Genomic DNA, 24,730 nt, shown 5'->3' with positions numbered 1-24,730 from the left:
ATAAATCAGGCACAGAGCATGGCACGCATCTTTCAACCGAAAAAGAAAACCCAACTCAATACTCGGCACCAAGCAGTGCAAGTAGAGCGTTTAGATCACCACGGCGCAGGCATTGCTTACCTCAAAAAGAAGCCATTGTTTATTGGTGGAGCACTGCCGGGTGAGGAGGTGGTCACTCAATTGGTGGAAGAAAAGAGCAAATACGCTCGCGGTAAGTTGATTAAAATCCTTAAGCCGAGTGAAGCTCGTGTGGAGCCATTTTGCCCACATTATCATGAGTGCGGTGGCTGTGATTTGCAGCATCTAGATTATGGCCAACAATTGACGTACAAACAGCAAACGTTGCGTCAGCTAATGCGAAAATTTTCAGGCAGTGACATTGAACTAGATGCCCCGTTATTGGGAGATTCGCAGGCCTACCGTCGCCGTGCGAGAGTGAGCTTGTTTGTTGATAAGAAAACACGTCAGCTACATTTTGGTTTCCGTAAAAAGCAGAGTAAGCAAATTGCGCAAGTGACCGATTGCCCAGTGCTGGCACCGGAACTGAATGTTTTGCTGCCAGAGATTTACTCAGCCCTAAAAGCGTTCAAAAAGCCTGAACAATTGGGTCATGTAGAGCTGGTACTTGGTGATAATGGGCCGTGTATTACGCTGCGCCACTTGAGTGCTCTGACAACGAGTGAAACTCAATCTCTAACGGAGTTGGCAAAACGTCATGGCGCATCGTTGTACTTAATGCCATCGACAGAACAATTAGACCTTATCGAAGGCGATATGCCTTTTTATCAAGAAGTTGGAGTGAAAATCCCTTTTGCACCAAATAACTTTATTCAAGTAAACCAAGGTGTAAACCAACAAATGGTCAAGCAAGCGGTTGAGTGGTTAGACCCACAAAAGAGTGACCGAGTGTTAGATTTGTTCTGTGGTTTAGGCAACTTTAGTTTACCAGTTGCGAAATTAGCTAAGCACGTGGTTGGAGTAGAGGGTGTTGCAGAGATGGTAGAAAAAGCCACAAACAATGCATCTTTGAACCAAATCAATAACGCGCAATTTTATCACGCTAACCTTGAGCAAGATTTTGAAGGCCAAGCCTGGGCCGCAGAGCGGTTTGATAAAGTATTATTAGACCCGGCACGCGCGGGAGCGAGTGGGATCATCGATCAAGTTTCTGAGCTTGGCGCACAGCGTGTAGTTTATGTTTCTTGTAATCCTGCTACCCTTGCTAGGGATAGTCAAAGCTTGATAGAGCAAGGCTATAAATTAACTAAATTAGGTATGCTGGATATGTTCCCTCATACCAGTCATCTAGAATCGATGGCATTGTTTGAAAAGTCCTAACTTTAGGACTTTGACCCCTTATTTGTGGTGGGTGGTCATAAAGCCAGCGTGTACGCGCGGTAAAAAGAACTAACCTGGACGGTGTTAGTCAAACCACACGAATATAATAATTAGGATGATGAGATGGTTGCGGTAAGAAGCGCGCATTTAAACCAAGATGAACAGTTTGAACTCGAAAACTGGGTGGCTAGCCTAGGACAAGAGAAAAACACAGCCTCACGCTTAATCGAAGTATATCGAGATTGCCAGACGGTATTAGCTGATAACGAGCAAGCGGAGCTGTTGTTGTGGCGTGGACGAGAAATGATCGAAATTTTGATCACCTTGTCTATGGATCAAGCCACTTTAGTGGCTGCTCAACTGTTTCCTTTGGTTTCAAGTGGTGCTTTTAACAGAGAAATTCTGGAAGAGAAATACAGCAAAGAAATCATAAAATTAATCGACGGCGTTGAAGAAATGGCGGCTATTGGCCAACTCAACGTCAACATGGAAGGCAGTGCAGCGTCATCTCAGGTAGATAACGTACGCCGCATGCTGCTTGCCATGGTGGATGACTTCCGCTGCGTAGTTATCAAGCTCGCGGAACGAATTTGTAATCTTATTGAAGTTAAAAAAGCGCCAGATGAAGTTCGACGTGCGGCGGCAAAAGAGTGTGCCAACATCTATGCGCCGCTAGCAAACCGATTAGGCATCGGTCAGCTGAAATGGGAAATTGAAGATTACGCTTTCCGCTACCAACAACCGGAAACTTACAAACAAATTGCCAAACAGCTTTCTGAGCGACGCATCGTTCGTGAACAATACATCAAAGACTTTGTTGAAGACCTCACGCACGAAATGGAAGTGTCGGGCATCAATGCCGAAGTGAGTGGTCGACCTAAGCACATCTACAGCATTTGGCGAAAAATGCAGAAAAAGAGTTTGGCCTTTGATGAGCTGTTTGATGTGCGAGCAGTGCGTATCATCGCAGACAAACTGCAAGATTGTTACGCGGCTTTAGGCGTAGTTCACACCAAATACAAGCATCTACCGAGCGAGTTTGATGACTACGTTGCTAACCCTAAACCAAACGGTTATCAATCGATCCATACAGTAATTCTAGGGCCAGAAGGCAAAACCATCGAGATCCAGATTCGTACCAAGCAAATGCATGAAGAGTCGGAACTGGGTGTTGCAGCGCACTGGAAATATAAAGAAGGGGCAAGCAGCCGAAGCGGTTATGATGAGAAGATCACGTGGCTGCGTAAGCTACTGGATTGGCAAGAAGAAATGTCTGACTCTGGCGAAATGCTCGATGAACTGCGTAGCCAAGTCTTTGATGACCGTGTTTATGCCTTTACACCACGTGGTGATGTTGTCGATTTGCCAATGGGGGCAACGCCGCTAGATTTTGCCTATCACATTCACTCTGAAGTGGGACACCGTTGTATCGGTGCCAAAGTCGGAGGTCGTATTGTGCCGTTCACGCATAAATTACATATGGGTGACCAAGTCGAGATTATCACTCAGAAAGAACCTAACCCATCACGTGACTGGTTAAACCCATCATTAGGCTTCGTTCATTCTGGTCGTGCGCGTGCCAAAATTAACGCCTGGTTCCGAAAACAAAGCCGTGAGAAGAACCTCGAAGCAGGTCGTGAAATCCTTGAGCATGAGTTAGCCAAAATTGGCGCAACGTTAAAAGATGCAGAGCATTACGCCCTCAAGCGGTTTAACGTCAAAACACCAGATGAATTGTATGTTGGGGTAGGTAGCGGTGATTTGCGCATCAACCAAATCATTAACCATATCAACGCGTTAGTTAACAAGCCAACGGCAGAGGAAGAAGACCAGCAAGCACTGGAAAAACTGCAAGAAGCTGAGCATAAATCACCCGCGCAAAGCCGACCGAAAAAAGACGCAGTTGTAGTAGAAGGCGTCGATAACCTAATGACACATCTAGCACGTTGCTGTCAGCCAATTCCAGGTGACGATATCTCTGGTTACATAACGCAAGGTCGTGGGATTTCAGTACACCGTAGTGACTGTGAACAGCTAGAAGAACTGCGCCATCATGCGCCAGAGCGCATCATCGATACAGTCTGGGGCAGCGGCTTTGTGGGGTCATACATCCTCACCGTGCGTGTTGAAGCGATGGAGCGAGGCGGTCTACTCAAAGACATTACGACACTGTTCGCCAACGAAAAGATCAAAGTGACCAGTATGAAGAACCGAGTCGACTACAGACGTCAACTTGCCATCATGGACTTTGACCTAGAAGTCACCAATATTGAGGTGCTTTCGCGGGTTTCGAAGCGTGTGGAACAGATCAAGGATGTCATGACGGTGAAACGCCTCGGCTAAAACTCTCGTCATAGTTATCGTTGTAGCGTTGTTGACTGCACGCACTCCGGAGTGCCGGCCCAGGCTCATCACATGGTGAACCATGTGATGGAGTCTCGTTTGTTTGTCGCCTAGCTACAACTTCAACTATTTACAGAGTTACGCTTGCGTCATATTTGGCTTTTTATCTGCGTTAGCTGCACTTATTCCGACGTGCCGGCTCAGGGGCATCACATAGTAGGCTATGCTCAGGAGTCGCGAAAACTTGTTGCCTTGTCAAAGTAACAATTACTTAGTGAAAGCTGCTGAGAAAATATAATGTAGAAGGTGAGTGGTTTTGGCTGCTCACCTTTTTCTTTAATAGAAAGGTTTAAAGGAACAAAAAATGAGTCATCCAATTGAACAGTTAGAACAAATCATGGCGAAGCTGCGTGACCCAGAAAACGGTTGCCCTTGGGACTTAAAACAAACCTTTGACACCATCGTTCCGCATACTATAGAAGAAACCTACGAAGTGGTGGACGCGATTCAAAATCGAGATTGGCCCAATCTAAAAGAAGAGCTAGGGGATTTGTTGTTTCAGGTGATTTTTTACAGTCAGCTAGCGAAAGAGCAAGAGCTGTTTGACTTTTCGGATGTCGTCGAAACCGTGAACGAAAAACTGACTCGTCGCCACCCGCATGTTTTTTCAGATGTTGAGTTTGAATCTGACGAGGAAATTAACGCGAACTGGGAAGCGGAAAAAGCAAAAGAAAAAGCCCTAGTAGGCAAAGCGGAAGAAAGTATCCTAGACTCAATACCAAACTCTTTACCGGCACTTTCTCGTGCTACAAAAATTCAGAAAAAATGTGCAAAATTTGGGTTTGATTGGGATTCACTTGGCCCGGTTGTCGATAAAGTACGAGAAGAAATTGACGAAGTCATGGAAGAGGCACTGCAAGTTCAGCCCGATGAAGAGAAAGTTGAGTTGGAGCTCGGTGATTTGCTATTTGCGACTGTCAATTTGGCTCGCCACCTTGATAAAAACCCAGAAGTCGCGCTAGGAAAAGCAAACGTAAAGTTTGCGCGACGTTTTAAACAAGTTGAAGGCAAGGTCCAGCAGTCAGGCAAAGTACTTACAGATTGTTCTTTATCAGAACTTGACCATTTTTGGGATGAAGTAAAACAAGAAGAATCGAGGCAGAGGTAAACTGGCAGAATACATAATATAAGGTCAGCTTGTTTGGTTACACGAAAACGGACTTTGGTTTGTCTTTGCTCACTTTGATTTGAAGCAAAAAATAAAAAATTACGGTGTGATAGATTTCACGTTGTGGCGGTAAGGAGCTTCTGGTATATTTATCTCCCGTCCAGAAGCACTCCATTTCCCTCATTCAACCAATTTCAGGTTAAACATGACGACAAATTACATTTTTGTTACTGGCGGGGTTGTATCCTCTCTAGGTAAAGGTATTGCAGCAGCATCTCTTGCGGCTATTCTAGAAGCTCGTGGTCTTAAAGTGACTATGATGAAGCTTGACCCTTACATCAACGTTGACCCGGGCACAATGAGCCCTACTCAGCACGGTGAAGTGTTCGTTACAGAAGATGGCGCAGAGACTGACCTTGACCTTGGTCACTACGAGCGTTTCATCCGTACCAAGATGACCAAGCGTAACAACTTCACTGCAGGTCGTGTTTATGCCGACGTACTTCGTAAAGAACGTCGTGGTGACTACCTAGGCGCAACTATTCAAGTTATCCCTCATATCACTAACGCAATCAAAGATCGCGTTATTGCAGGTTCTGAAGGCCATGATGTGGCTATCGTTGAAGTTGGCGGTACTGTTGGTGATATCGAATCACTACCATTTATGGAAGCGATTCGTCAGCTAGCTGTTGAGCTAGGCCGTGAGCGCGCAATGTTCATGCACCTAACACTTGTTCCTTACCTAGCGGCAGCGGGCGAAGTGAAAACTAAGCCGACGCAACACTCTGTAAAAGAACTTCTATCTATCGGTATTCAGCCAGATATCCTAGTTTGCCGTAGCGATCGCGTTATTCCTGCGAATGAGCGTAAAAAAATCGCACTGTTCTGTAATGTTCCAGAAAAAGCAGTAATTTCAATGAAGGATGTAGACTCTATCTACAAGATCCCTCAGTTGATTAAATCTCAAGGGCTAGATGACCTTGTGTGTGCTCGCTTTGGTATTACTGCTCCGGAAGCAGACCTTTCTGAATGGGAACAGGTTATCTACGAAGAAGCAAATCCTACTGGTGAAGTAACCATCGGTATGGTTGGTAAATACATTGAATTACCAGATGCATACAAATCTGTGAACGAAGCGCTTAAACACGCTGGCTTGAAAAACCGCCTAAGCGTCACAATTAAGTATGTAGACTCACAAGATATCGAAACAAAAGGCGTTGAACTTCTAGAAGGTTTGGACGCAATCCTAGTACCAGGTGGCTTCGGCGATCGTGGTATTGAAGGCAAGATCCGTGCGGCTCAATATGCACGTGAAAATAACGTGCCTTACCTAGGTATTTGTTTGGGTATGCAAGTTGCACTAATCGAATACGCGCGTAACGTTGCGGGTATGGAAGGTGCACATTCAACAGAATTTAACAAAGAGACTAAGTACCCTGTGGTAGGTTTGATCACAGAGTGGGTAGACGAATCAGGTAGCGTAGAAGAGCGTACTGAAAAGTCTGACCTAGGCGGTACGATGCGTCTTGGTTCACAGCTGTGTCACCTAGAGAAAGGGACTAAAGCTCGTGAACTGTACGGTAGCGCGACGATCCATGAACGTCACCGTCACCGTTACGAAGTGAATAACGTGCTTCGTCCGCAAATCGAAAAAGCAGGCCTAAAAGTATCAGGTCTATCTGCGGACAAGAAGTTAGTGGAAATGATTGAGAACCCAGCTCACCCATGGTTTGTAGCGGCTCAGTTCCACCCAGAATTCACCTCGACTCCTCGCGATGGACATCCATTGTTTGCAGGTTTTGTTAAGGCTGCGGGCCAAAACGCACGCGGCGAATTCGAGAAGTAAAAGGATACGGGCGGCGGCGAAGGTTGTGCTGCTGCCCTTTAAGATTGACATTTATATTTGAAACGAGAGGAAACATTAATGTCTAAGATCGTTAAAGTTCTAGGTCGTGAAATCATCGACTCACGTGGTAACCCAACTGTAGAAGCTGAAGTACACCTAGAAGGCGGTTTCGTAGGTATGGCGGCAGCTCCATCTGGCGCATCTACTGGTTCTCGCGAAGCTCTTGAGCTACGTGACGGTGACAAAGCACGTTTCCTAGGTAAAGGTGTTCTTAAAGCAGTTGAAGCTGTAAACGGCCCAATCGCTGAAGCTCTAGTTGGCAAAGACGCTAAAGACCAAGCTGCAATCGACGCAGTAATGATCGAACTAGACGGCACTGAAAACAAATCTAAATTCGGTGCTAACGCTATCCTAGCTGTTTCTCTAGCAAACGCTAAAGCTGCTGCTGCTGCGAAAGGCATGCCTCTATACGAGCACATCGCTGAGCTAAACGGCACTGCAGGTCAGTTCTCTATGCCTCTACCAATGATGAACATCATCAACGGTGGTGAGCACGCAGACAACAACGTTGACATCCAAGAGTTCATGATCCAACCAGTTGGCGCTAAGACTCTTAAAGAAGGTCTACGTATCGGTGCAGAAGTATTCCACAACCTAGCTAAAGTTCTTAAGTCTAAAGGCTACAGCACTGCAGTTGGTGATGAAGGTGGTTTCGCTCCTAACCTTAAATCTAACGCTGAAGCTCTAGAAGTTATCGCAGAAGCTGTTGCAGCTGCTGGTTACGAACTAGGTAAAGACGTAACTCTAGCTATGGACTGTGCTGCATCTGAGTTCTTCGACAAAGAAGCTGGCATCTACAACATGAAAGGCGAAGGTAAAACTTTCACTTCTGAAGAGTTCAACCACTACCTAGCTGAGCTAGCTAACCAATTCCCAATCGTTTCTATCGAAGACGGTCTAGACGAGTCTGACTGGGATGGCTTTAAGCACCAAACTGAACTACTAGGTGACAAGCTTCAACTAGTAGGTGACGATCTATTCGTTACTAACACTAAGATCCTTGCTGAAGGTATCGAGAAAGGCGTAGCTAACTCTATTCTTATCAAGTTCAACCAAATCGGTTCTCTAACTGAGACTCTAGCTGCAATCAAGATGGCTAAAGACGCAGGTTACACAGCAGTAATCTCTCACCGTTCTGGCGAAACTGAAGATGCAACTATCGCTGACCTAGCGGTAGGTACAGCTGCAGGTCAAATCAAAACTGGTTCTATGAGCCGTTCTGACCGTGTTGCTAAGTACAACCAGCTAATCCGTATCGAGGAAGCTCTAGGTGAGCGCGCTCCTTTCAACGGTCTTAAAGAAGTAAAAGGTCAAGCTTAATTCTTCACTGAATTAGCAGCTTAACTTAAAGCTTTTAAAACACCCTGCCTTGGCGGGGTGTTTTTTTATATAACGGAAGCGCTAAGTGAGCGCACTCCTCCATGTTTCAAGTAAGCGGTCTTAAAGAAGTTAAAGGCCAAGCTTAATTCTTATTGAGTAAAGTTTCGCTAAATAGCTTTTTGAAACCCTCGCTATGGCGTTTTTTTGTATTTATAGATTTGTATTTTGGGGTCTTACTTTGGTCATGGGTAAGGTTCGCTTCCCATGAGCTTGTTTCATTTTGCTGCTTATTTCTTGTAAGGAGCGTGTGAGTCTCCCTTTCTCCCCTAGAGGCAACCTCGCATTTATGCTATATATGTCACCTTATCTAATTCCTTCCGGTACAGAATGTTAGCAGCGATATGCGAATCTTTGTTATAGCCCTTACGTTACTGTTTGGCTTGCTTCAATACACTCTATGGTTTGGTAAAAACGGAGTGTCTGACTACTACACAGTAAAAGATGAAATTGAAGTTCAGCAACAAGTGAACAGCAAGCTACAAGCTCGCAACAATGAAATGTTCGCTGAGATTGATGACTTAAGGCAAGGTCTTGATGCGATTGAAGAACGTGCGCGTCATGAGCTCGGTTTAGTTAAAGATGGCGAGACTTTTTACCGCATTATAGGTGAGGAAAACCATTAAAATGTTGGATATGAACTCATCGCATATCGCAATTGTGCCTGCTGCTGGTGTAGGGAGCAGAATGAAGGCAGATCGCCCTAAGCAATATTTATTGATCGAAGGTAAAGCGGTACTGGAACATACCGTAGAGAAACTGCTTTCTCACCCAAATATTTCTAAGGTTGTCGTTGCCATTACTGACGGCGACCCATATTACCCAGAATTGTCCATTGCTAAGCACCCAGATGTGATTCGTGTAGCTGGTGGTAAAGAAAGAGCAGACTCTGTGTTATCAGGGCTAAACTATGTCAATGAGCATCTGGAAAGCGAGTGGGTATTAGTTCACGACGCTGCAAGGCCATGTGTATTAACATCCGACATTGACCGTTTGATTGATGTTTGCTGCGCTCACTCAACGGGTGGCATTCTCGCATCTCCTGTGAGAGATACAATGAAGCGAGCAAACGCAGTACAAGATATCGATCATACGGTAGATAGAGAAGCATTGTGGCATGCACTGACTCCACAAATGTTTAAAACTCAGCAGCTTACTCAAGCACTGGCTGACGCATTAGAACAGGGTGTAACCATTACCGATGAAGCCTCGGCTTTGGAATGGCTAGGCGAGAAGCCAGCCTTAGTTCAAGGGAATGCGAACAATATAAAAATCACTCAGCCAGAAGATCTTGCGTTAGCCGAGTTTTATCTAAGCCGTGAGCGCGGCGAATAAGAAAGGATAGAAAATGATTCGAATTGGTCATGGTTTCGACGTACATAAATTCGGCGGTGAAGGTCCGGTAATTATCGGTGGTGTAGCGATTCCTTACGAACAAGGTTTGATTGCTCACTCAGATGGCGATGTAGCGTTGCATGCGTTAACGGATGCTCTGCTGGGCGCGATTGCTGCCGGCGATATTGGTCGTCATTTCCCAGATACGGATGATAAATGGAAAGGCTCAAACAGTCGTGAATTACTGAAAGACGTTTACCGTCGAGTTAAAGAGCAAGGCTACCGTCTTGGCAATGCTGATGTAACCATCATGGCACAAGCGCCTAAAATGGCACCACACATTGACGCAATGTGTGCGGCGATAGCCGAAGACCTAGAAACCGACATTAGTAACATTAACGTAAAAGCGACGACGACAGAACGTCTCGGTTTTACTGGACGCAAAGAAGGCATTGCAACGGAAGCCGTTGTACTTCTGTTTAAGCAATAACTAGCAATTTGCTCCCCTAAGCTGTGATATCAGCGGAAACACATCATGTCAGACATTTTATCTTCATTGGCTTACCTAACGGGTAAGCCAGTTGCATCGGCAAAAATTAAAGCGCAGCCAGAGCATTTTCAGGTTCGCGAAGATTTAGGTTTTGCCTTTACGGGCGAAGGCGAGCACCTAATGGTTCGTATCCGTAAAACGGGCGAGAACACCAGCTTCGTTGCTAACGAGTTAGCGAAAGCCTGTGGTGTTAAGTCGAAAGACGTTAGCTGGGCGGGTCTTAAAGACCGTCATGCGGTGACGGAACAGTGGTTAAGTGTCCATTTACCGAAAGGTGAAACGCCAGATTTTTCAGCGTTTTTGGCTCAATACCCAAGTATCGAAATCCTTGCAACAGATCGTCACAATAAAAAACTGCGTCCTGGTGACCTAGTAGGGAACGAGTTCGTGGTTACTTTGTCTGAAGTGACAGATATAGCGGATGTAGAGCAACGTCTTGAAAAAGTGAAACAAGTTGGCGTGCCAAACTACTTTGGTAGTCAGCGTTTTGGTAACGATGGCAACAACCTTGAAGAAGCACGTCGATGGGGGCGCGAAAACGTTCGTACCCGCAATCAAAACAAGCGCAGTATGTATTTATCAGCGGCTCGTTCGTGGATTTTCAACCGTATCGTTTCAGCTCGTCTAGAGAATGGTGTGTTTGATAAGTTCATTGATGGTGACATTGCGCAGACGAATTCTGGCACTCAGTTGATTGATGCAAACAACATTGCTGCTCTGCAAGTGCAATTTGCGCAAGGTGAAGCGGCAATTACCGCTGCGCTTGCTGGCGATAATGCACTGCCTACTCAAACTGAGGCTCTGGCATTAGAGCAACCGTTTTTAGACGAAGAGCCTGACCTCATGGCGCTGATTCGTGGTAATCGCATGCGCCACGACCGTCGCGATATTGCGCTAAAGCCAAAAGATTTAGCTTGGACGGTTGAAGGTAACAACATTACGCTGACTTTCTCACTGGATGCAGGATCTTTTGCGACCTCTATTGTTCGTGAGTTAGTTAATGAGGTTGAAGTAGAAAGAGAATACTAATGGAACAGGATTCACGAAACCCGAAGCCCTTAAGAGTCTTAATCAGCAATGATGATGGTGTTCATGCTCAAGGGATTCATGCCCTCGCTGATGAGTTGAGAGATATCGCTGAAGTGACCATTGCCGCACCTGATCGAAATCGTTCAGGTGCTTCGAATTCACTCACATTAGAACAACCATTACGCGTGACTGAAATTGCCCCAAATATCTACTCAGTGCAAGGCACGCCCACGGATTGTGTGCATTTCGCGCTGAATGAGCTAATGAAAGATGATTTGCCTGATCTTGTTCTGTCAGGAATCAACCATGGTGCTAATTTGGGTGATGATGTTCTTTATTCTGGAACAGTAGCAGCCGCCATGGAAGGTCATTTCCTTGGCGTTCAGTCGGTGGCTTTTTCACTAGTGGGTAAGCGACATTTCGAATCCGCCGCTAAAATTGCACGTCAAATTGTACAACAGCATTTAGCGTCGCCGATTCCAACGAATCGTCTACTGAACGTAAACGTGCCTGACTTACCATCAGAGAATTTAGGTGAAATTGAAGTTACGCGTTTAGGTGCACGTCATCACGCAGAGAATATGATCAAGCAGAAAGATCCGAGAGGTCATGACATTTATTGGTTAGGGCCACCAGGAAAGGAGCAAGATGCAGGAGAGGGCACGGACTTTTATGCAATTGAGCATGGCCGAGTTTCAATGACGCCTCTGCAAGTTGATCTCACCGCTCACGAGTCGCTGCGTGCTATGGATAGTTGGTTAAAGGAAGAGAAGTAATGAGTAACCCACATGCTGACAGGTTGATAGCGTTTCTTATCTCCAGTGGCATCAAAGACCAAAGAGTTCTGGATGCTATCCAACGCTTGCCACGAGAAAGCTTTGTTTCTCAAGCGATGATGCACCAAGCCTATGATAACAATGCGTTACCAATTGGTCAGGGACAAACTATTTCTCAGCCTTATATCGTTGCTCGTATGACCGAGTTGCTTGAGCTAGAACCGGCGAGTCGTGTTCTGGAAATCGGAACGGGATCGGGTTATCAAACTGCGGTACTGGCGCAAATTGTTGATCATGTATACTCCGTTGAGCGAATTAAATCGTTGCAATGGGAAGCAAAGCGTCGCCTGAAGCAATTGGATATTTACAATGTTTCAACTAAGCATGCTGATGGGTGGCAGGGCTGGGAAGCGAGAGGTCCTTTCGATGCTATCATTGTTACCGCTGCCGCTGAAGTGATTCCCCAAGCTCTTCTCTCACAATTAAGAGATGGCGGCAAAATGGTCATTCCTGTTGGAGATACGGAACAACAGTTATTAAAAATAGAGCGTAAGGGAGACGAATATCTCTCTACCGTTGTAGAAATGGTTCGGTTCGTACCTCTGGTTGCGGGTGATTTAGCTTAAGGGTTAGGGATAGGTGAATAAGTTACTACGTCATATTGGTATTAGCTTTGTGTTTGCTGCAGGACTAGTTGGTTGTGCAGCGCATTCCCCTGCACCTGTCTCTAGCCTAAAAAAAGACTATTCAAGCCTTGAAAGAGGGAGTTACAGAGGGAGTTATTATGAGGTAAAAAAAGGCGATACACTTTACTTCATAGCTTATGTCACAGATAAAGATGTAAATGATCTTGTTCGTTACAATGAGTTAACTCAGCCTTACACTATCTACCCAGGACAGAGGCTAAAACTTTGGGCTCCGAAATATGTCGCCCCTAAATATGGTCAAAAAGTTGAACCCGTTGTGGCTCCTGTTGTTACGACACCCCCAGCTCCAGTGACGAAAACATCAACAGCCTCTAAACCTAAACCTTCGAGTAAAAACTCTAGTCAAAAACCTACAGAGACTAAGCCTAAAGTCGTACAAAAACAGCCTCCAAAGAAGGTTGAACAATCGAAAACAAAGGAGTATGTTGGTTCAAAAGATAACCAAAAAGTGAAGCAAAAAGCGCCAACTACCACAGCAAAGAGTGATAAAGTCTCAAAGTGGTTGTGGCCAACAAAAGGGAGAGTAATCAAGAACTTTTCGGCGGGAGAACAGGGAAATAAAGGTATCGACATCGCAGGACAGCGTGGTCAACCTATCGTTTCAACCGCAGCCGGCACAGTCGTTTATTCAGGCAATGCGCTACGAGGTTATGGCAACTTAATTATAGTAAAGCATAACGACAATTATTTAAGCGCATACGCACATAATGACAAACTGCTGGTCACAGAAGGACAAAGCGTAAAAAGCGGACAAAAAATCGCCACCATGGGTAGTTCAGGTGCAAAGTCGGTCAAACTACACTTTGAAATTCGCTATCAAGGTAAATCAGTGAATCCAAAACGCTATTTGCCTTAAAACTTTGAAAAACAACTTGCGACATCATTTAGCGACATATTGAGTTGTCATGTCTTGCTAACTCGCCAGGGGGAGGCGTTATGAGTATCAGCAACACAGTAACCAAAGTTGAAGAGTTTGCATTTGACAATGCGTCAGTGAAGACCATTGATAACGAACTCGAAAGATCATCATCCACAGAAAGCAAAGCGACTGCGCGTGAAGAATTTGACGCGAGCAGTAAAAGCTTAGATGCAACTCAGTTGTATTTGGGCGAAATTGGCTTCTCACCTTTACTTACTGCCGAAGAAGAAGTGCTTTACGCAAGACGCGCCCTACGTGGCGACGAAGCGGCACGCAAACGTATGATCGAAAGTAACCTACGTTTGGTTGTTAAGATTTCTCGTCGATACAGTAACCGTGGTCTAGCACTACTCGATCTGATTGAAGAAGGTAACCTCGGCTTGATCCGAGCGGTCGAAAAATTCGACCCAGAACGTGGTTTCCGTTTCTCTACTTACGCAACATGGTGGATCCGACAAACGATAGAGCGAGCGTTGATGAACCAAACTCGCACGATCCGTCTACCTATCCACGTAGTGAAAGAGCTGAACATTTATCTGCGTACTGCGCGTGAACTTTCTCAAAAGCTCGATCACGAACCGACCGCAGAAGAAATTGCTGCTCAATTAGATATTCCAGTCGAAGACGTAAGCAAAATGTTACGCCTTAATGAGCGTATTAGCTCTGTCGACACGCCAATCGGTGGTGACGGTGAGAAAGCGCTGCTGGATATTATTCCTGATGCAAACAACTCTGATCCAGAAGTTTCGACTCAAGATGACGACATCAAATCATCGTTGATTCATTGGTTAGAAGAGTTGAATCCGAAACAGAAAGAAGTGCTTGCACGTCGCTTCGGCCTACTAGGCTACGAGCCTTCGACGCTGGAAGAAGTTGGTCGAGAGATTGGTCTGACACGTGAGCGAGTACGTCAAATACAAGTGGAAGGTTTACGTCGTCTTCGTGAAGTCCTAATCAAACAAGGTTTGAATATGGAAAACTTGTTTAACGTAGAAGACGATTAAATAATCCGTATTTCACTAGATACACAAAAGGCTATGGTTCCCCATAGCCTTTTTTCTTTTTGGCTCGTCGGTGTGAGTCTGTTTACAGCATCTTCTTCAAGCGATACAGCTCTTCAAGAGCTTGGCGTGGCGTTAAGTCGTCAGGGTCAATACCTGACAGAGCTTGTTCGACCTCGCTAGGCTCTGGAATCAGGCTCAACTGGTTAGCCACATCTACTGCACTTGGACGTGGTGTGTCACTGTTTTGCCCCAGTTGCTCTAGCTGAGATAGCTTGTTACGCGCATTTTTGATGACCGTTTTTGGTACGCCTGCTAAGCCCGCAACAGCCAGACCGTAAGACTTACTTGCCGCACCTTCTTGAACAGCGTGCATAAAGGCAATGCTGTCTCCATGCTCTACGGCATCCAAGTGAACGTTCGCTAAGTTTGGCAGTTGGTTCGGTAACTCTGTTAATTCGAAGTAGTGAGTTGCAAATAGGGTCATCGCACCAATTTGTGTTGCGAGCCATTCCGCACTTGCCCAAGCTAAAGACAGACCGTCGTAAGTACTAGTACCGCGTCCGATTTCATCCATTAGCACCAAACTGTTCTTAGTTGCGTTGTGAAGAATATTGGCTGTTTCGGTCATTTCTACCATGAAGGTCGAGCGGCCAGATGCAAGATCATCTGATGCACCAATACGAGTAAATATACGATCTAAAGAACCAATCTGTGCGGATTCTGCCGGTACATAAGAGCCGATATGTGCCATCAATGCAATCAGCGCAGTTTGACGCATGTAGGTTGATTTACCACCCATGTTTGGACCGGTGATGATCAACATCTTACGGGCTGGGTTAAGCTCAATTGGGTTCGCGATGAACGGCTCTGTTGTTACTTGTTCTACGACTGGATGACGGCCAGCTTGAATGTGAATTCCTGCGTCTTTCACAAGCGTTGGGCGGCAGTAATCTAACGAATCTGCACGCTCTGCTAGGTTTTGTAATACATCTAGCTGAGACAGAGCAGAAGCTAGGTTTTGCAGCTTCTCAAGGTTTGGCATCAATAGATCAAACAGTTCTTCCCACAACTGTTTCTCAAGTGCTAACGCTTTAGACTTCGAGTTAAGTACTTTGTCTTCGTGTTCCTTAAGCTCTGGGATGATGTAGCGTTCAGCGTTTTTGAGTGTTTGGCGACGTACATAATGCGGTGGAACCAAATGGCTCTGGCCACGGCTCACTTGGATAAAGAAGCCATGAACGTTGTTATAGCCTACTTTAAGCGTATCGATACCGTGTCGTTCACGCTCATCTCGCTCAAGCTGCTCAAGATATTCTGTTGCACCGTCTGCCAATTTTCGCCATTCATCGAGCTCCGCATTGTAGCCTTCAGCGATGACGCCACCATCACGAATAACAACCGGCGGATTTTCTTTAATCGCGCGTTCTAACAGGTCACATACTTCGTCAATCGGAGCTGCATACTTCGCCAATTTCGTTAGGTACGGATGGGTCAAAGAAGCGGTGACAGATTCTAGCTCTGGTAGCTGTTGCATGGCATTGCGAAGTCTAGCCATATCGCGAGGGCGAGCAGAGCGTAATGCAAGGCGCGCTAAGATACGTTCAATATCACCAATTTGCTTTAACGTTGGTTGAAGATCGGCAAACAGAGCTTGTTCTTTAATCTCACCAATCGCATCAAGGCGATTGTTTAACGTTTCAATGCAACGCATAGGCTGATGCAACCAACGCTTCAGCATTCGGCTGCCCATCGGAGTTGCACAATGGTCGAGTACTGCAGCGAGCGTGTTATCGGTTCCGCCTGCTAGATTTTGAGTAATTTCCAGATTACGTCGGGTAGCAGCATCAAGGATGACGGATTGATCCTGATGATCAAACGTTAAAGAGCGAATATGAGGTAAAGCCGTACGTTGAGTATCTTTTACGTACTGGATCAAACAACCAGCAGCACACAGCCCTAAGGACGCATGTTCTACACCAAAACCAACCAGATCTTTTGTGCCAAATTGTTGATTGAGTTGTTGCTTAGCCGTATCAAGCTCAAACTCCCAGACTGGGCGACGACGGTTACCATTGCGGCTCGCCATTAAATGTACAGGTTCAAAATCTTCTGGGAACAGTAGCTCACGTGGTGCAGTGCGTTGAAGCTCGGCTGTCATCGCTTCTTCAGTTTCTGGTTCTGTCAGTTGGAAGCGACCAGAGGTGACATCCAGCGTCGCATAACCGAACTTACCGTTGTGATGGTAAATTGCTGCGATTAAGTTATCGACACGCTCAGAAAGCAGCGCCTCATCCGTCACTGTACCTGGTGTCACGATACGCACAACTTTACGTTCTACTGGGCCCTTGCTGGTGGCCGGATCGCCAATCTGTTCACAGATCGCCACAGACTCACCAAGCTGAACAAGTTTTGCCAGGTAGCCCTCTACGGCGTGAAATGGCACACCCGCCATTGGGATAGGTTCACCTGCAGACGCACCACGTTTGGTCAATGAAATATCAAGAAGCTGAGAAGCTCGCTTGGCATCATCGTAAAAGAGTTCGTAGAAATCGCCCATGCGGTAGAACAGCAAAATCTCTGGGTTCTCAGCTTTTAGCTTGAGGTATTGCTGCATCATCGGAGTGTGTTTTTGTTCAGCTTTCACAGGTAAGTTCTTTTGTTTATTTCCGTAGCGGCTTAGGATACGTGAATCCCTATCAAGTAAAAAGAGACAAAGGGCATTTTGGCTATGGAAAAAACAACAAAATTGAGTGCCGATTTAGGCGCATTATTGGCTAAACACGGGCATCTTTTAACGACCGCAGAATCATGCACAGGTGGTGGTGTTGCAACCGCCATTACTGACATTGCTGGTAGTTCAGCGTGGCTTGACCGTGCGTTTGTCACCTACAGTAATGAAGCGAAAATGGAGATGCTTGGTGTGCAAGCTTCAACGTTAGAAGCGCATGGTGCAGTGAGTGAGCCAGTTGTGATTGAAATGGTACAGGGTGCAATTAAAAACTCCGATGCGACCATCGGTGTGTCCATCAGTGGTATTGCAGGGCCGGGTGGTGGCAGTGAAGAGAAACCAGTCGGCATGGTCTGCTTTGCTTTTGCTGATAACCAAAGTTGGCAGCAAGTCGAAACCATGCATTTTACTGGTGACCGTGCAGAAGTTCGCAAAAAAGCGGTCGAGCATGCGCTGACTCAATTGTATCAACATCTACTCTAGAATTTCTTAAATTGTTTTAGCCCAGCATTGATAAGGGCTAGAGCAAATCATGACTTTAGGTCAGCCAAATTTTTTTCATACAGGTATGGACACTGTATGAATCAACAGTATAATAACTTTCATTGCTGAGCAGTTCTTCTGCTTAAGAAAAATGAATTACTATTCGTCGCCCAAAGAAGATGAATAAATCGGAGAAAGTAATGGACGAGAACAAACAGAAAGCGCTCGCCGCTGCGCTAGGTCAAATTGAAAAGCAATTCGGTAAAGGCTCTATCATGCGCCTTGGTGATAACCGCGCAATGGACGTAGAAACCATCTCAACGGGTTCTCTTTCTCTTGATATCGCTTTGGGTGCTGGTGGTCTACCAATGGGTCGTATCGTAGAAATCTACGGTCCAGAATCTTCAGGTAAAACAACGCTAACCCTTGAGCTTATTGCTGCTGCACAACGTGAAGGCAAAACGTGTGCGTTTATCGATGCAGAGCACGCTCTAGATCCTGTATACGCGAAGAAACTTGGCGTTGATATCGATGCATTGCTAGTTTCTCAGCCAGACACAGGTGAGCAAGCGCTAGAGATCTGTGACGCACTTGCACGTTCTGGTGCTATCGATGTTATGGTTGTCGACTCTGTCGCAGCACTAACACCGAAAGCAGAAATCGAAGGCGAAATGGGCGATAGCCACATGGGTCTGCAAGCACGTATGCTTTCTCAAGCAATGCGTAAGCTAACGGGTAACCTAAAGCAGTCTAACTGTATGTGTATCTTCATCAACCAAATCCGTATGAAGATTGGTGTGATGTTTGGTAACCCAGAAACAACAACAGGTGGTAACGCACTTAAGTTCTACGCTTCTGTTCGTCTAGATATCCGTCGTACTGGCGCAATCAAAGAAGGTGACGAAGTCGTAGGTAACGAAACGCGCATCAAAGTTGTTAAGAATAAGATTGCAGCACCATTTAAAGAAGCAAACACACAAATCATGTACGGCCAAGGCTTTAACCGCGAAGGTGAACTTGTCGATCTAGGTGTGAAGCACAAGTTAGTTGAAAAAGCCGGTGCTTGGTATAGCTACAATGGCGATAAGATTGGTCAAGGTAAAGCGAATGCGTGTAACTACCTGCGTGAGCACCCTGAAGTGGCTAAAACTATCGATACAAAACTGCGTGAAATGTTGCTAGCGCCAGCACTTGCGGAAGCGCCTGAAGCTGGTGAAGCGCCAGAGCAAGCTGAAGAGTTTTAATCTCTCATAGATTAATAAATGACAAAGCCCTGCAATGCGGGGCTTTGTTGTATCTATTGAAATCAAAAATCGAATTATCACAAAGGCCATTGAGAGCCTGTACAGCAAAAATACTTTTAGGATCATCATGTACCAAAAACGCCAGGCGCCAACATTATCGAGCAAAGAGGCAGCTATCCAATTGCTTAGCCGTCGCGATCATGGTCAGTATGAGCTTTACCAAAAATTATCGATGAAGGGCTATGAAGAATCAGACATCGACATCGCAATTAATTTTTGCCTAGACCATAATTATCTAGATGATTTACGTTACGCGAAGAGTCAAATTAGACAGCATGTATACAAAGGACATGGAGAGCGTCGAATTCGTCAAGAGTTAAACCAGAAGCGTGTTGCGGAATCGGTGATTGAGCAAGCTATGGCTGAAGAGCCGCAAGATTGGTTTGAACTGGCTAAACAGGCGGCAGAAAAGAAATTCAAAGGTATTAAAGCCAAAGACCAGAAAGAGTACGCTAAACAGGTGCGATTTCTGCAATATCGTGGCTACAGTTTTGACCAAATCAGCTACGCGCTGAACTTTGAGGACGAAGATTAACGGTCAGTCGTCCGCACTGATTTTTGTTTTGCTTCAAATTTTTTCTCCTACTCCCTCTTTTCCTCAAGAAAACTAGTCTCAGCTGTTTGCATGATCTACAATACGGCAAAATTCTAACTCGACTATTTTCAGGAAGAGCTGCATGTACATGAGCACTGATGAGGTTCGTAACGCGTTCCTCAAGTTCTTTGAGAGCAAAGGACACCAAATCGTAGAAAGTTCATCGTTAGTTCCACATAACGACCCAACCCTGCTGTTCACAAACGCAGGTATGAACCAATTTAAAGATTGTTTCTTAGGCTTAGAAAAACGAGCCTACACTCGAGCGACTACGGCTCAGCGTTGCGTACGTGCTGGTGGTAAACATAACGACCTAGAAAATGTTGGCTTTACTGCTCGTCACCACACATTCTTTGAAATGTTAGGCAACTTCAGCTTTGGCGATTACTTCAAAGAAGATGCGATCTCCTTTGCTTGGGAATTCCTAACCGAAGTTCTTAAACTGCCAGCGGATCGTTTATTGGTAACTGTTTACGAAACCGATGACGAAGCGTTTGACATCTGGAACAAGAAAGTTGGCGTACCCGCTGATCGTATTGTTCGCATTGGTGATAAAGAAGGCGGCAAGCCGTACGAGTCTGATAACTTCTGGCAAATGGGCGACACTGGCCCTTGTGGTCCATGTACTGAAATCTTCTACGATCACGGTGAGCACATCTGGGGTGGCCGTCCTGGCACGCCTGAAGAAGATGGTGACCGTTTCATCGAGATCTGGAACAACGTATTCATGCAGTTCAACCGTCACGCAGACGGGACTATGGAACCGCTACCAAAACCATCGGTAGATACTGGTATGGGTATCGAGCGTATCTCTGCAATCATGCAGGGCGTTCACTCAAACTACGAAATCGATGTATTCCAAGCTCTTATCAAAGCAGCAGCAGAAGTGATCGGTTACGAAGACCTATCAAACCAATCACTACGCGTTATCGCTGACCACATCCGTTCATGTTCATTCCTGATCGTGGATGGCGTTATGCCTTCAAACGAAGGTCGAGGTTACGTATTACGCCGTATCATCCGTCGTGCAGTTCGTCACGGTAACAAGCTGGGCGCACAAGGTGCATTCTTCCACAAGTTGGTTGGCGTTCTAGCTGACATCATGGGTACGGCTGGTGAAGAGCTGAAGCGTCAACAAGCTGTGGTTGAAAAAGTACTGCGTATCGAAGAAGAAAACTTTGGTCGTACACTTGAGCGCGGTATGGCGATTCTAAACGAAGCACTAGATAACCTAGACGGTAAAGTACTAGACGGCGAAACCGTATTTAAACTTTACGATACTTACGGCTTCCCAGCTGACTTAACTAACGACGTAGCACGTGAGCGTGAGTTCGCAATCGACGAAGAAGGTTTCGAGAAAGCGATGGAAGAGCAGCGTCAACGTGCGCGTGAAGCGGGTAACTTCGGTACTGACTATAACGCAGCAATCAAAGTTGATACGCAAACAGAATTCTGTGGTTACACAGGTACTAAAGGCTCTAGTTCTGTAGCAGCGATGTTCGTTGAAGGCAACGAAGTAGATTCGCTATCTGCGGGCGACAAAGCAATCATCGTACTTGGTGAAACACCATTCTACGCAGAGTCAGGCGGTCAGTGTGGTGACGCTGGTGAAATCCGTACTGAGTCTGGTGTATTCCGCGTTGAGGACACTCAAAAACTAGGTAACGCAATCGCGCACCACGGTGTAATGGCAGAAGGCGTTCTAGCGAAAGGTGATGAAGTAGCAACTATCGTTGACGCAGAGCGTCGCGCAGCTATCTCTCTAAACCACTCAGCAACGCACTTGCTACACGCAGCACTACGCCAAGTTTTAGGTGAGCACGTAACGCAGAAAGGCTCATTGGTGAAGGCAGACAACCTACGTTTCGACTTCTCACACCTAGAAGCCGTAACTGCAGCAGAACTGAAAAAAGTTGAGCGTCTAGTTAACGCGCAAATTCGTCGCAACCACACGATTGAAACCAACGTGATGGACATTGAGTCTGCTAAGAAGAAAGGCGCAATGGCACTGTTTGGTGAGAAGTACGATGACGAAGTACGCGTACTGTCTATGGGTGACTTCTCGACAGAGCTTTGCGGTGGTATTCACGCATCAAGCACAGGTGATATTGGCCTATTCAAAATCACTTCAGAAAGCGGCATTGCTGCAGGTATTCGACGTATTGAGGCGGTAACAGGCGAGGCTGCATTAGACGCGATTGAAGCTCAAAACGCGAAGTACGAAGAGAAACTGTCAGAATCTGCGCAGAAAGCAAAAGCGCTAGAGAAAGAAGTGCAGAAGCTAAAAGATAAGATGGCGGCAGCAGAAAGCGCTAACATCATGGGCAAAGCGGTTGAAGTCAATGGTACAAAAGTTCTAGTCGCAGCTCTTGAAGGTGCTGACAGCAAGAACCTACGTACTATGGTTGATGACATCAAGAACCAAATGGGGTCTGGTGTCGTACTGCTTGCCAACGTAACAGGTGACAAGGTTGGCCTGATTGCTGGTGTGACTAAAGATCTAACTGGTAAAGTAAAAGCTGGTGATCTAGTTAAGATGATTGCTGAGCAAGTCGGTGGTAAGGGCGGTGGTCGTCCTGACATGGCTCAAGCTGGTGGTACTGATGTAGCCGCACTACCAGAGGCAATTAAAACAGTTCAGCCTTGGTTAGAAGAGCGCTTATAAGCTTTTAACTACTAAAATTACGCTCAATCAAGTTTCTTTGATTGAGCGTAATTTTTTTTAGCAGCCAAGTGGTTTAATTGACCAAAAGTTAACCGAGTCATTTAGGCTATTTGGTTTTTGTTGTAACTACTGCTTATATAATTTTTCTAAAAGGAAATACTGACGATGTAAGCAGTTCTAAAGAGACTTCGGTCTTGGGAAGGTGAAGACTGGTGAAAAAGCCCCTTATCGTGCAAAAGTTTGGCGGAACCTCCGTGGGTTCAATTGAAAGAATCCACCAAGTTGCTGAACACATCATTAAGGCGAAAAATGATGGCAATCAAGTTGTTGTTGTCGTGTCTGCAATGTCAGGCGAAACAAACAGACTGATGGACCTCGCTAAACAGATAGATAGCGTGCCTACAGCTCGAGAACTTGATGTTTTGCTCTCTGCTGGTGAGCAAGTGTCAATGGCACTGTTAGCAATGACACTCAATAAATTGGGTCATGCTGCACGCTCGCTTACCGGAGCACAGGCGAATATTGTGACGGATAATCAACACAATGACGCAACGATTAAACACATTGATACTAAGACAATTCTGGGATTGCTTGAGCAAGACCAAATCGTGATTGTTGCAGGCTTTCAAGGTGTGAATGAGAACGGGGATATCACCACATTAGGTCGAGGTGGCTCAGATACGAGCGCTGTGGCACTGGCAGGCGCATTGCGCGCTGATGAGTGTCAAATCTTTACCGACGTTGATGGTATTTATACTTGTGACCCACGTGTAGTGAAAAACGCGCGAAAATTGGCGGTTATCGATTTTCCTTCCATGGAAGCGATGGCAAGCCGAGGCGCGAAAGTATTACATTTACCTTCAGTGCAATTTGCATGGAAGAATAATGTGCCACTGCGCGTGCTTTCGACATTTGATGTTAATGAAGGCAGTCTGGTAAAGGGGGAGTTAGGCAATCAAGCCGTCTCTGGTATAGCCATTCAACGTGACCTTGCCATAATCGAAGTCGATAAAGAACATTTATCTAGTGCTACAAAACAATGTCAGATGTTGGGTATCGACATTTGGAATGTGATCGAGGAAACAGAACGGGCAGGTATCATGATAAAACAAGATGCATGTGCCAAGTTCGATCTGGTGTTCAGCGACAAAATCCGTAATAGTGAAGTGGTAAGCCTGTTGACCGCAGTGGGGCTTGAGGCCAATGGAATGGTAGAGCACGCATGCGATTTGTTGGCAAAGCGAGATATTGAGATCAATTTCAGCGCAACGAATGCACTCACTATGATGCTAGTTTTAGCACCCGAATGTGTGGATACAGCAGCAAACATTCTGCATGATGCTTACATTACGTCTAGTGAAGCATTAAACATTCAACAAAAACATGCCTTTTTAGGCTGATTTTCGCTAACAAGGTAGTTTACGAAAATATAACTTTTGTTGGATAATAGCTTTGTAGCAAGAAAATTTAGAGATTACTCAAGGAGCAAAGAATGCTAATTTTGACTCGCCGCGTAGGCGAAACACTGATGATTGGTGATGAAGTGACTGTAACTGTACTAGGTGTTAAAGGTAACCAAGTGCGTATCGGCGTTAACGCTCCGAAAGAGGTTTCAGTTCACCGTGAAGAAATCTACATGCGCATTCAAGCTGAAAAAGGCAATGGCAACGTTGCTTCAGGTAACTACTAAGTCGCTCCTGTTTACAGAGCTTAGTTTGAATGAAAAAGGCTAACCGAAGGGTTGGCCTTTTTAGTTTTTACTGTTTTTGAAAATTTGCAGAAACTATTGTGTTGAGTATGGCTGTGAATTCATCAATAATGTTGATTCGAACTTCAGAAAGTTATTTGAAAATAAATGTCTTTTTTTCAGAGAAGACTCTCTTTTTTTCATCATAATAGAGTGATAAAGTTCGTTTAATAGTCACTTTGATTAAATCAGCAACGGTTAAGCCAGTTTCGTAGATTTTTTCAAAGAAAGTGTTTGACATATTTTCGGTAAAACGTAATATGTGCCTCCGCAAGACGGTGAGGTGGCCGAGAGGCTGAAGGCGCTCCCCTGCTAAGGGAGTATACGGTTTATCCCGTATCGAGGGTTCGAATCCCTCCTTCACCGCCATTCTTGCAACGTTGATTTATCAACAAAAAGTGCGTCCTTAGCTCAGCTGGATAGAGTACCTGGCTACGAACCAGGCGGTCGGAGGTTCGAATCCTCCAGGACGCGCCATATCTCTTTTGAGATATAACAATGAAAACGGTGAGGTGGCCGAGAGGCTGAAGGCGCTCCCCTGCTAAGGGAGTATACGGTTTATCCCGTATCGAGGGTTCGAATCCCTCCTTCACCGCCATTCATTGACTGGCCCGATGGCCTTTTTTTTGTTTCGTAAGAAATGAATGTGATTTACTTCACAACTTCTTAGCAAGAAGATCTGCGCGTCCTTAGCTCAGCTGGATAGAGTACCTGGCTACGAACCAGGCGGTCGGAGGTTCGAATCCTCCAGGACGC

At 45.6% G+C, this 24,730-nt stretch carries 20 protein-coding genes and 4 tRNA genes; 23 read left to right on the top strand and 1 reads right to left on the bottom strand.

Features of this window, described 5'->3' with window-relative positions; genetic code table 11:
- Positions 1–18 precede the first annotated feature (18 nt).
- The 13 genes from rlmD (at position 19) to rpoS (ending at position 14,452) form a co-directional block, all read left to right on the top strand.
- Complete coding sequence (rlmD, locus tag R7D93_RS12620) at positions 19–1,338, top strand: 23S rRNA (uracil(1939)-C(5))-methyltransferase RlmD (RefSeq protein ID WP_225496699.1); 1,320 nt, start codon at positions 19–21, stop codon at positions 1,336–1,338.
- Positions 1,339–1,461: 123 nt separating this feature from the next.
- Positions 1,462–3,681 carry a GTP diphosphokinase gene (gene relA, locus R7D93_RS12615; protein ID WP_005380915.1) on the top strand — a complete coding sequence of 740 codons (2,220 nt, stop codon included), beginning with the start codon at positions 1,462–1,464 and terminating at the stop codon, positions 3,679–3,681.
- A 364-nt stretch (positions 3,682–4,045) separates the two neighbouring features.
- Positions 4,046–4,849: a nucleoside triphosphate pyrophosphohydrolase gene (gene mazG / locus R7D93_RS12610; RefSeq protein ID WP_005383780.1), complete on the top strand. Its 804-nt coding sequence runs from the start codon at positions 4,046–4,048 to the stop codon at positions 4,847–4,849.
- Positions 4,850–5,054: 205 nt separating this feature from the next.
- Positions 5,055–6,695, top strand: coding sequence for a CTP synthase (locus tag R7D93_RS12605; protein ID WP_021034029.1), 1,641 nt, complete (start codon positions 5,055–5,057; stop codon positions 6,693–6,695).
- Between the two features lie 78 nt (positions 6,696–6,773).
- Positions 6,774–8,075, top strand: coding sequence for a phosphopyruvate hydratase (eno, locus tag R7D93_RS12600; RefSeq protein ID WP_005383785.1), 1,302 nt, complete (start codon positions 6,774–6,776; stop codon positions 8,073–8,075).
- A gap of 401 nt (positions 8,076–8,476) precedes the next feature.
- Positions 8,477–8,758 (top strand): cell division protein FtsB, encoded by a 282-nt coding sequence (gene ftsB / locus R7D93_RS12595; RefSeq protein ID WP_005380907.1) that lies wholly within the window; start codon positions 8,477–8,479, stop codon positions 8,756–8,758.
- A gap of 1 nt (position 8,759) precedes the next feature.
- On the top strand, positions 8,760–9,467 hold the full coding sequence (ispD, locus tag R7D93_RS12590) for a 2-C-methyl-D-erythritol 4-phosphate cytidylyltransferase (protein ID WP_017821625.1): 708 nt from the start codon (positions 8,760–8,762) through the stop codon (positions 9,465–9,467).
- 13 nt (positions 9,468–9,480) lie between these two features.
- Entirely contained in the window at positions 9,481–9,957 is a 477-nt protein-coding gene (gene ispF, locus R7D93_RS12585) for a 2-C-methyl-D-erythritol 2,4-cyclodiphosphate synthase (protein ID WP_213867354.1), read from the top strand.
- Between the two features lie 45 nt (positions 9,958–10,002).
- Positions 10,003–11,046: a tRNA pseudouridine(13) synthase TruD gene (gene truD / locus R7D93_RS12580; RefSeq protein ID WP_170890516.1), complete on the top strand. Its 1,044-nt coding sequence runs from the start codon at positions 10,003–10,005 to the stop codon at positions 11,044–11,046.
- A complete protein-coding gene (gene surE, locus R7D93_RS12575; protein ID WP_213868951.1) occupies positions 11,046–11,822 on the top strand; it encodes a 5'/3'-nucleotidase SurE in 777 nt (258 codons plus the stop codon). Before truD ends, surE begins: the two co-directional genes overlap by 1 nt.
- The gene (locus tag R7D93_RS12570; protein WP_005380892.1) at positions 11,822–12,448 is read left to right on the top strand and encodes a protein-L-isoaspartate(D-aspartate) O-methyltransferase; all 627 of its coding nucleotides are present in this window, start codon (positions 11,822–11,824) and stop codon (positions 12,446–12,448) included. Before surE ends, R7D93_RS12570 begins: the two co-directional genes overlap by 1 nt.
- A 13-nt stretch (positions 12,449–12,461) precedes the next feature.
- Positions 12,462–13,385, top strand: coding sequence for a peptidoglycan DD-metalloendopeptidase family protein (locus tag R7D93_RS12565; RefSeq protein ID WP_017633546.1), 924 nt, complete (start codon positions 12,462–12,464; stop codon positions 13,383–13,385).
- 80 nt (positions 13,386–13,465) lie between these two features.
- Positions 13,466–14,452: an RNA polymerase sigma factor RpoS gene (rpoS, locus tag R7D93_RS12560; RefSeq protein WP_005380887.1), complete on the top strand. Its 987-nt coding sequence runs from the start codon at positions 13,466–13,468 to the stop codon at positions 14,450–14,452.
- Between the two features lie 82 nt (positions 14,453–14,534).
- Here rpoS and mutS read toward each other — a convergent pair whose 3' ends face one another.
- Positions 14,535–17,096: a DNA mismatch repair protein MutS gene (mutS, locus tag R7D93_RS12555; protein WP_033907432.1), complete on the bottom strand. Its 2,562-nt coding sequence runs from the start codon at positions 17,094–17,096 to the stop codon at positions 14,535–14,537.
- Between the two features lie 84 nt (positions 17,097–17,180).
- Here mutS and pncC point away from each other — a divergent pair, with 84 nt between their 5' ends.
- The 10 genes from pncC (at position 17,181) to R7D93_RS12505 (ending at position 24,730) form a co-directional block, all read left to right on the top strand.
- Positions 17,181–17,663: a nicotinamide-nucleotide amidase gene (gene pncC, locus R7D93_RS12550; protein WP_213868950.1), complete on the top strand. Its 483-nt coding sequence runs from the start codon at positions 17,181–17,183 to the stop codon at positions 17,661–17,663.
- Between the two features lie 200 nt (positions 17,664–17,863).
- Positions 17,864–18,907: a recombinase RecA gene (gene recA, locus R7D93_RS12545; RefSeq protein WP_005380874.1), complete on the top strand. Its 1,044-nt coding sequence runs from the start codon at positions 17,864–17,866 to the stop codon at positions 18,905–18,907.
- A gap of 127 nt (positions 18,908–19,034) precedes the next feature.
- Positions 19,035–19,502 (top strand): recombination regulator RecX, encoded by a 468-nt coding sequence (gene recX, locus R7D93_RS12540; protein ID WP_005383799.1) that lies wholly within the window; start codon positions 19,035–19,037, stop codon positions 19,500–19,502.
- 142 nt (positions 19,503–19,644) lie between these two features.
- Positions 19,645–22,227, top strand: coding sequence for an alanine--tRNA ligase (gene alaS, locus R7D93_RS12535; RefSeq protein ID WP_213868949.1), 2,583 nt, complete (start codon positions 19,645–19,647; stop codon positions 22,225–22,227).
- 212 nt (positions 22,228–22,439) lie between these two features.
- Positions 22,440–23,627: an aspartate kinase gene (locus R7D93_RS12530; RefSeq protein WP_005383803.1), complete on the top strand. Its 1,188-nt coding sequence runs from the start codon at positions 22,440–22,442 to the stop codon at positions 23,625–23,627.
- 92 nt (positions 23,628–23,719) lie between these two features.
- Positions 23,720–23,917 carry a carbon storage regulator CsrA gene (gene csrA / locus R7D93_RS12525; protein WP_004415691.1) on the top strand — a complete coding sequence of 66 codons (198 nt, stop codon included), beginning with the start codon at positions 23,720–23,722 and terminating at the stop codon, positions 23,915–23,917.
- A gap of 334 nt (positions 23,918–24,251) precedes the next feature.
- Positions 24,252–24,343: transfer RNA gene (locus R7D93_RS12520), tRNA-Ser, on the top strand.
- A 31-nt stretch (positions 24,344–24,374) separates the two neighbouring features.
- Positions 24,375–24,451: transfer RNA gene (locus tag R7D93_RS12515), tRNA-Arg, on the top strand.
- A 29-nt stretch (positions 24,452–24,480) separates the two neighbouring features.
- Positions 24,481–24,572, top strand: a tRNA-Ser gene (locus tag R7D93_RS12510).
- Positions 24,573–24,657: 85 nt separating this feature from the next.
- Positions 24,658–24,730: transfer RNA gene (locus R7D93_RS12505), tRNA-Arg, on the top strand.

It is taken from the genome of Vibrio sp. YT-15, assembly GCF_033337445.1.
GTDB lineage: Bacteria > Pseudomonadota > Gammaproteobacteria > Enterobacterales > Vibrionaceae > Vibrio > Vibrio alginolyticus.
The sequence above is the reverse complement of the archived record's forward strand: the minus strand, read 5'-3'. Positions and strand labels throughout refer to the sequence as shown.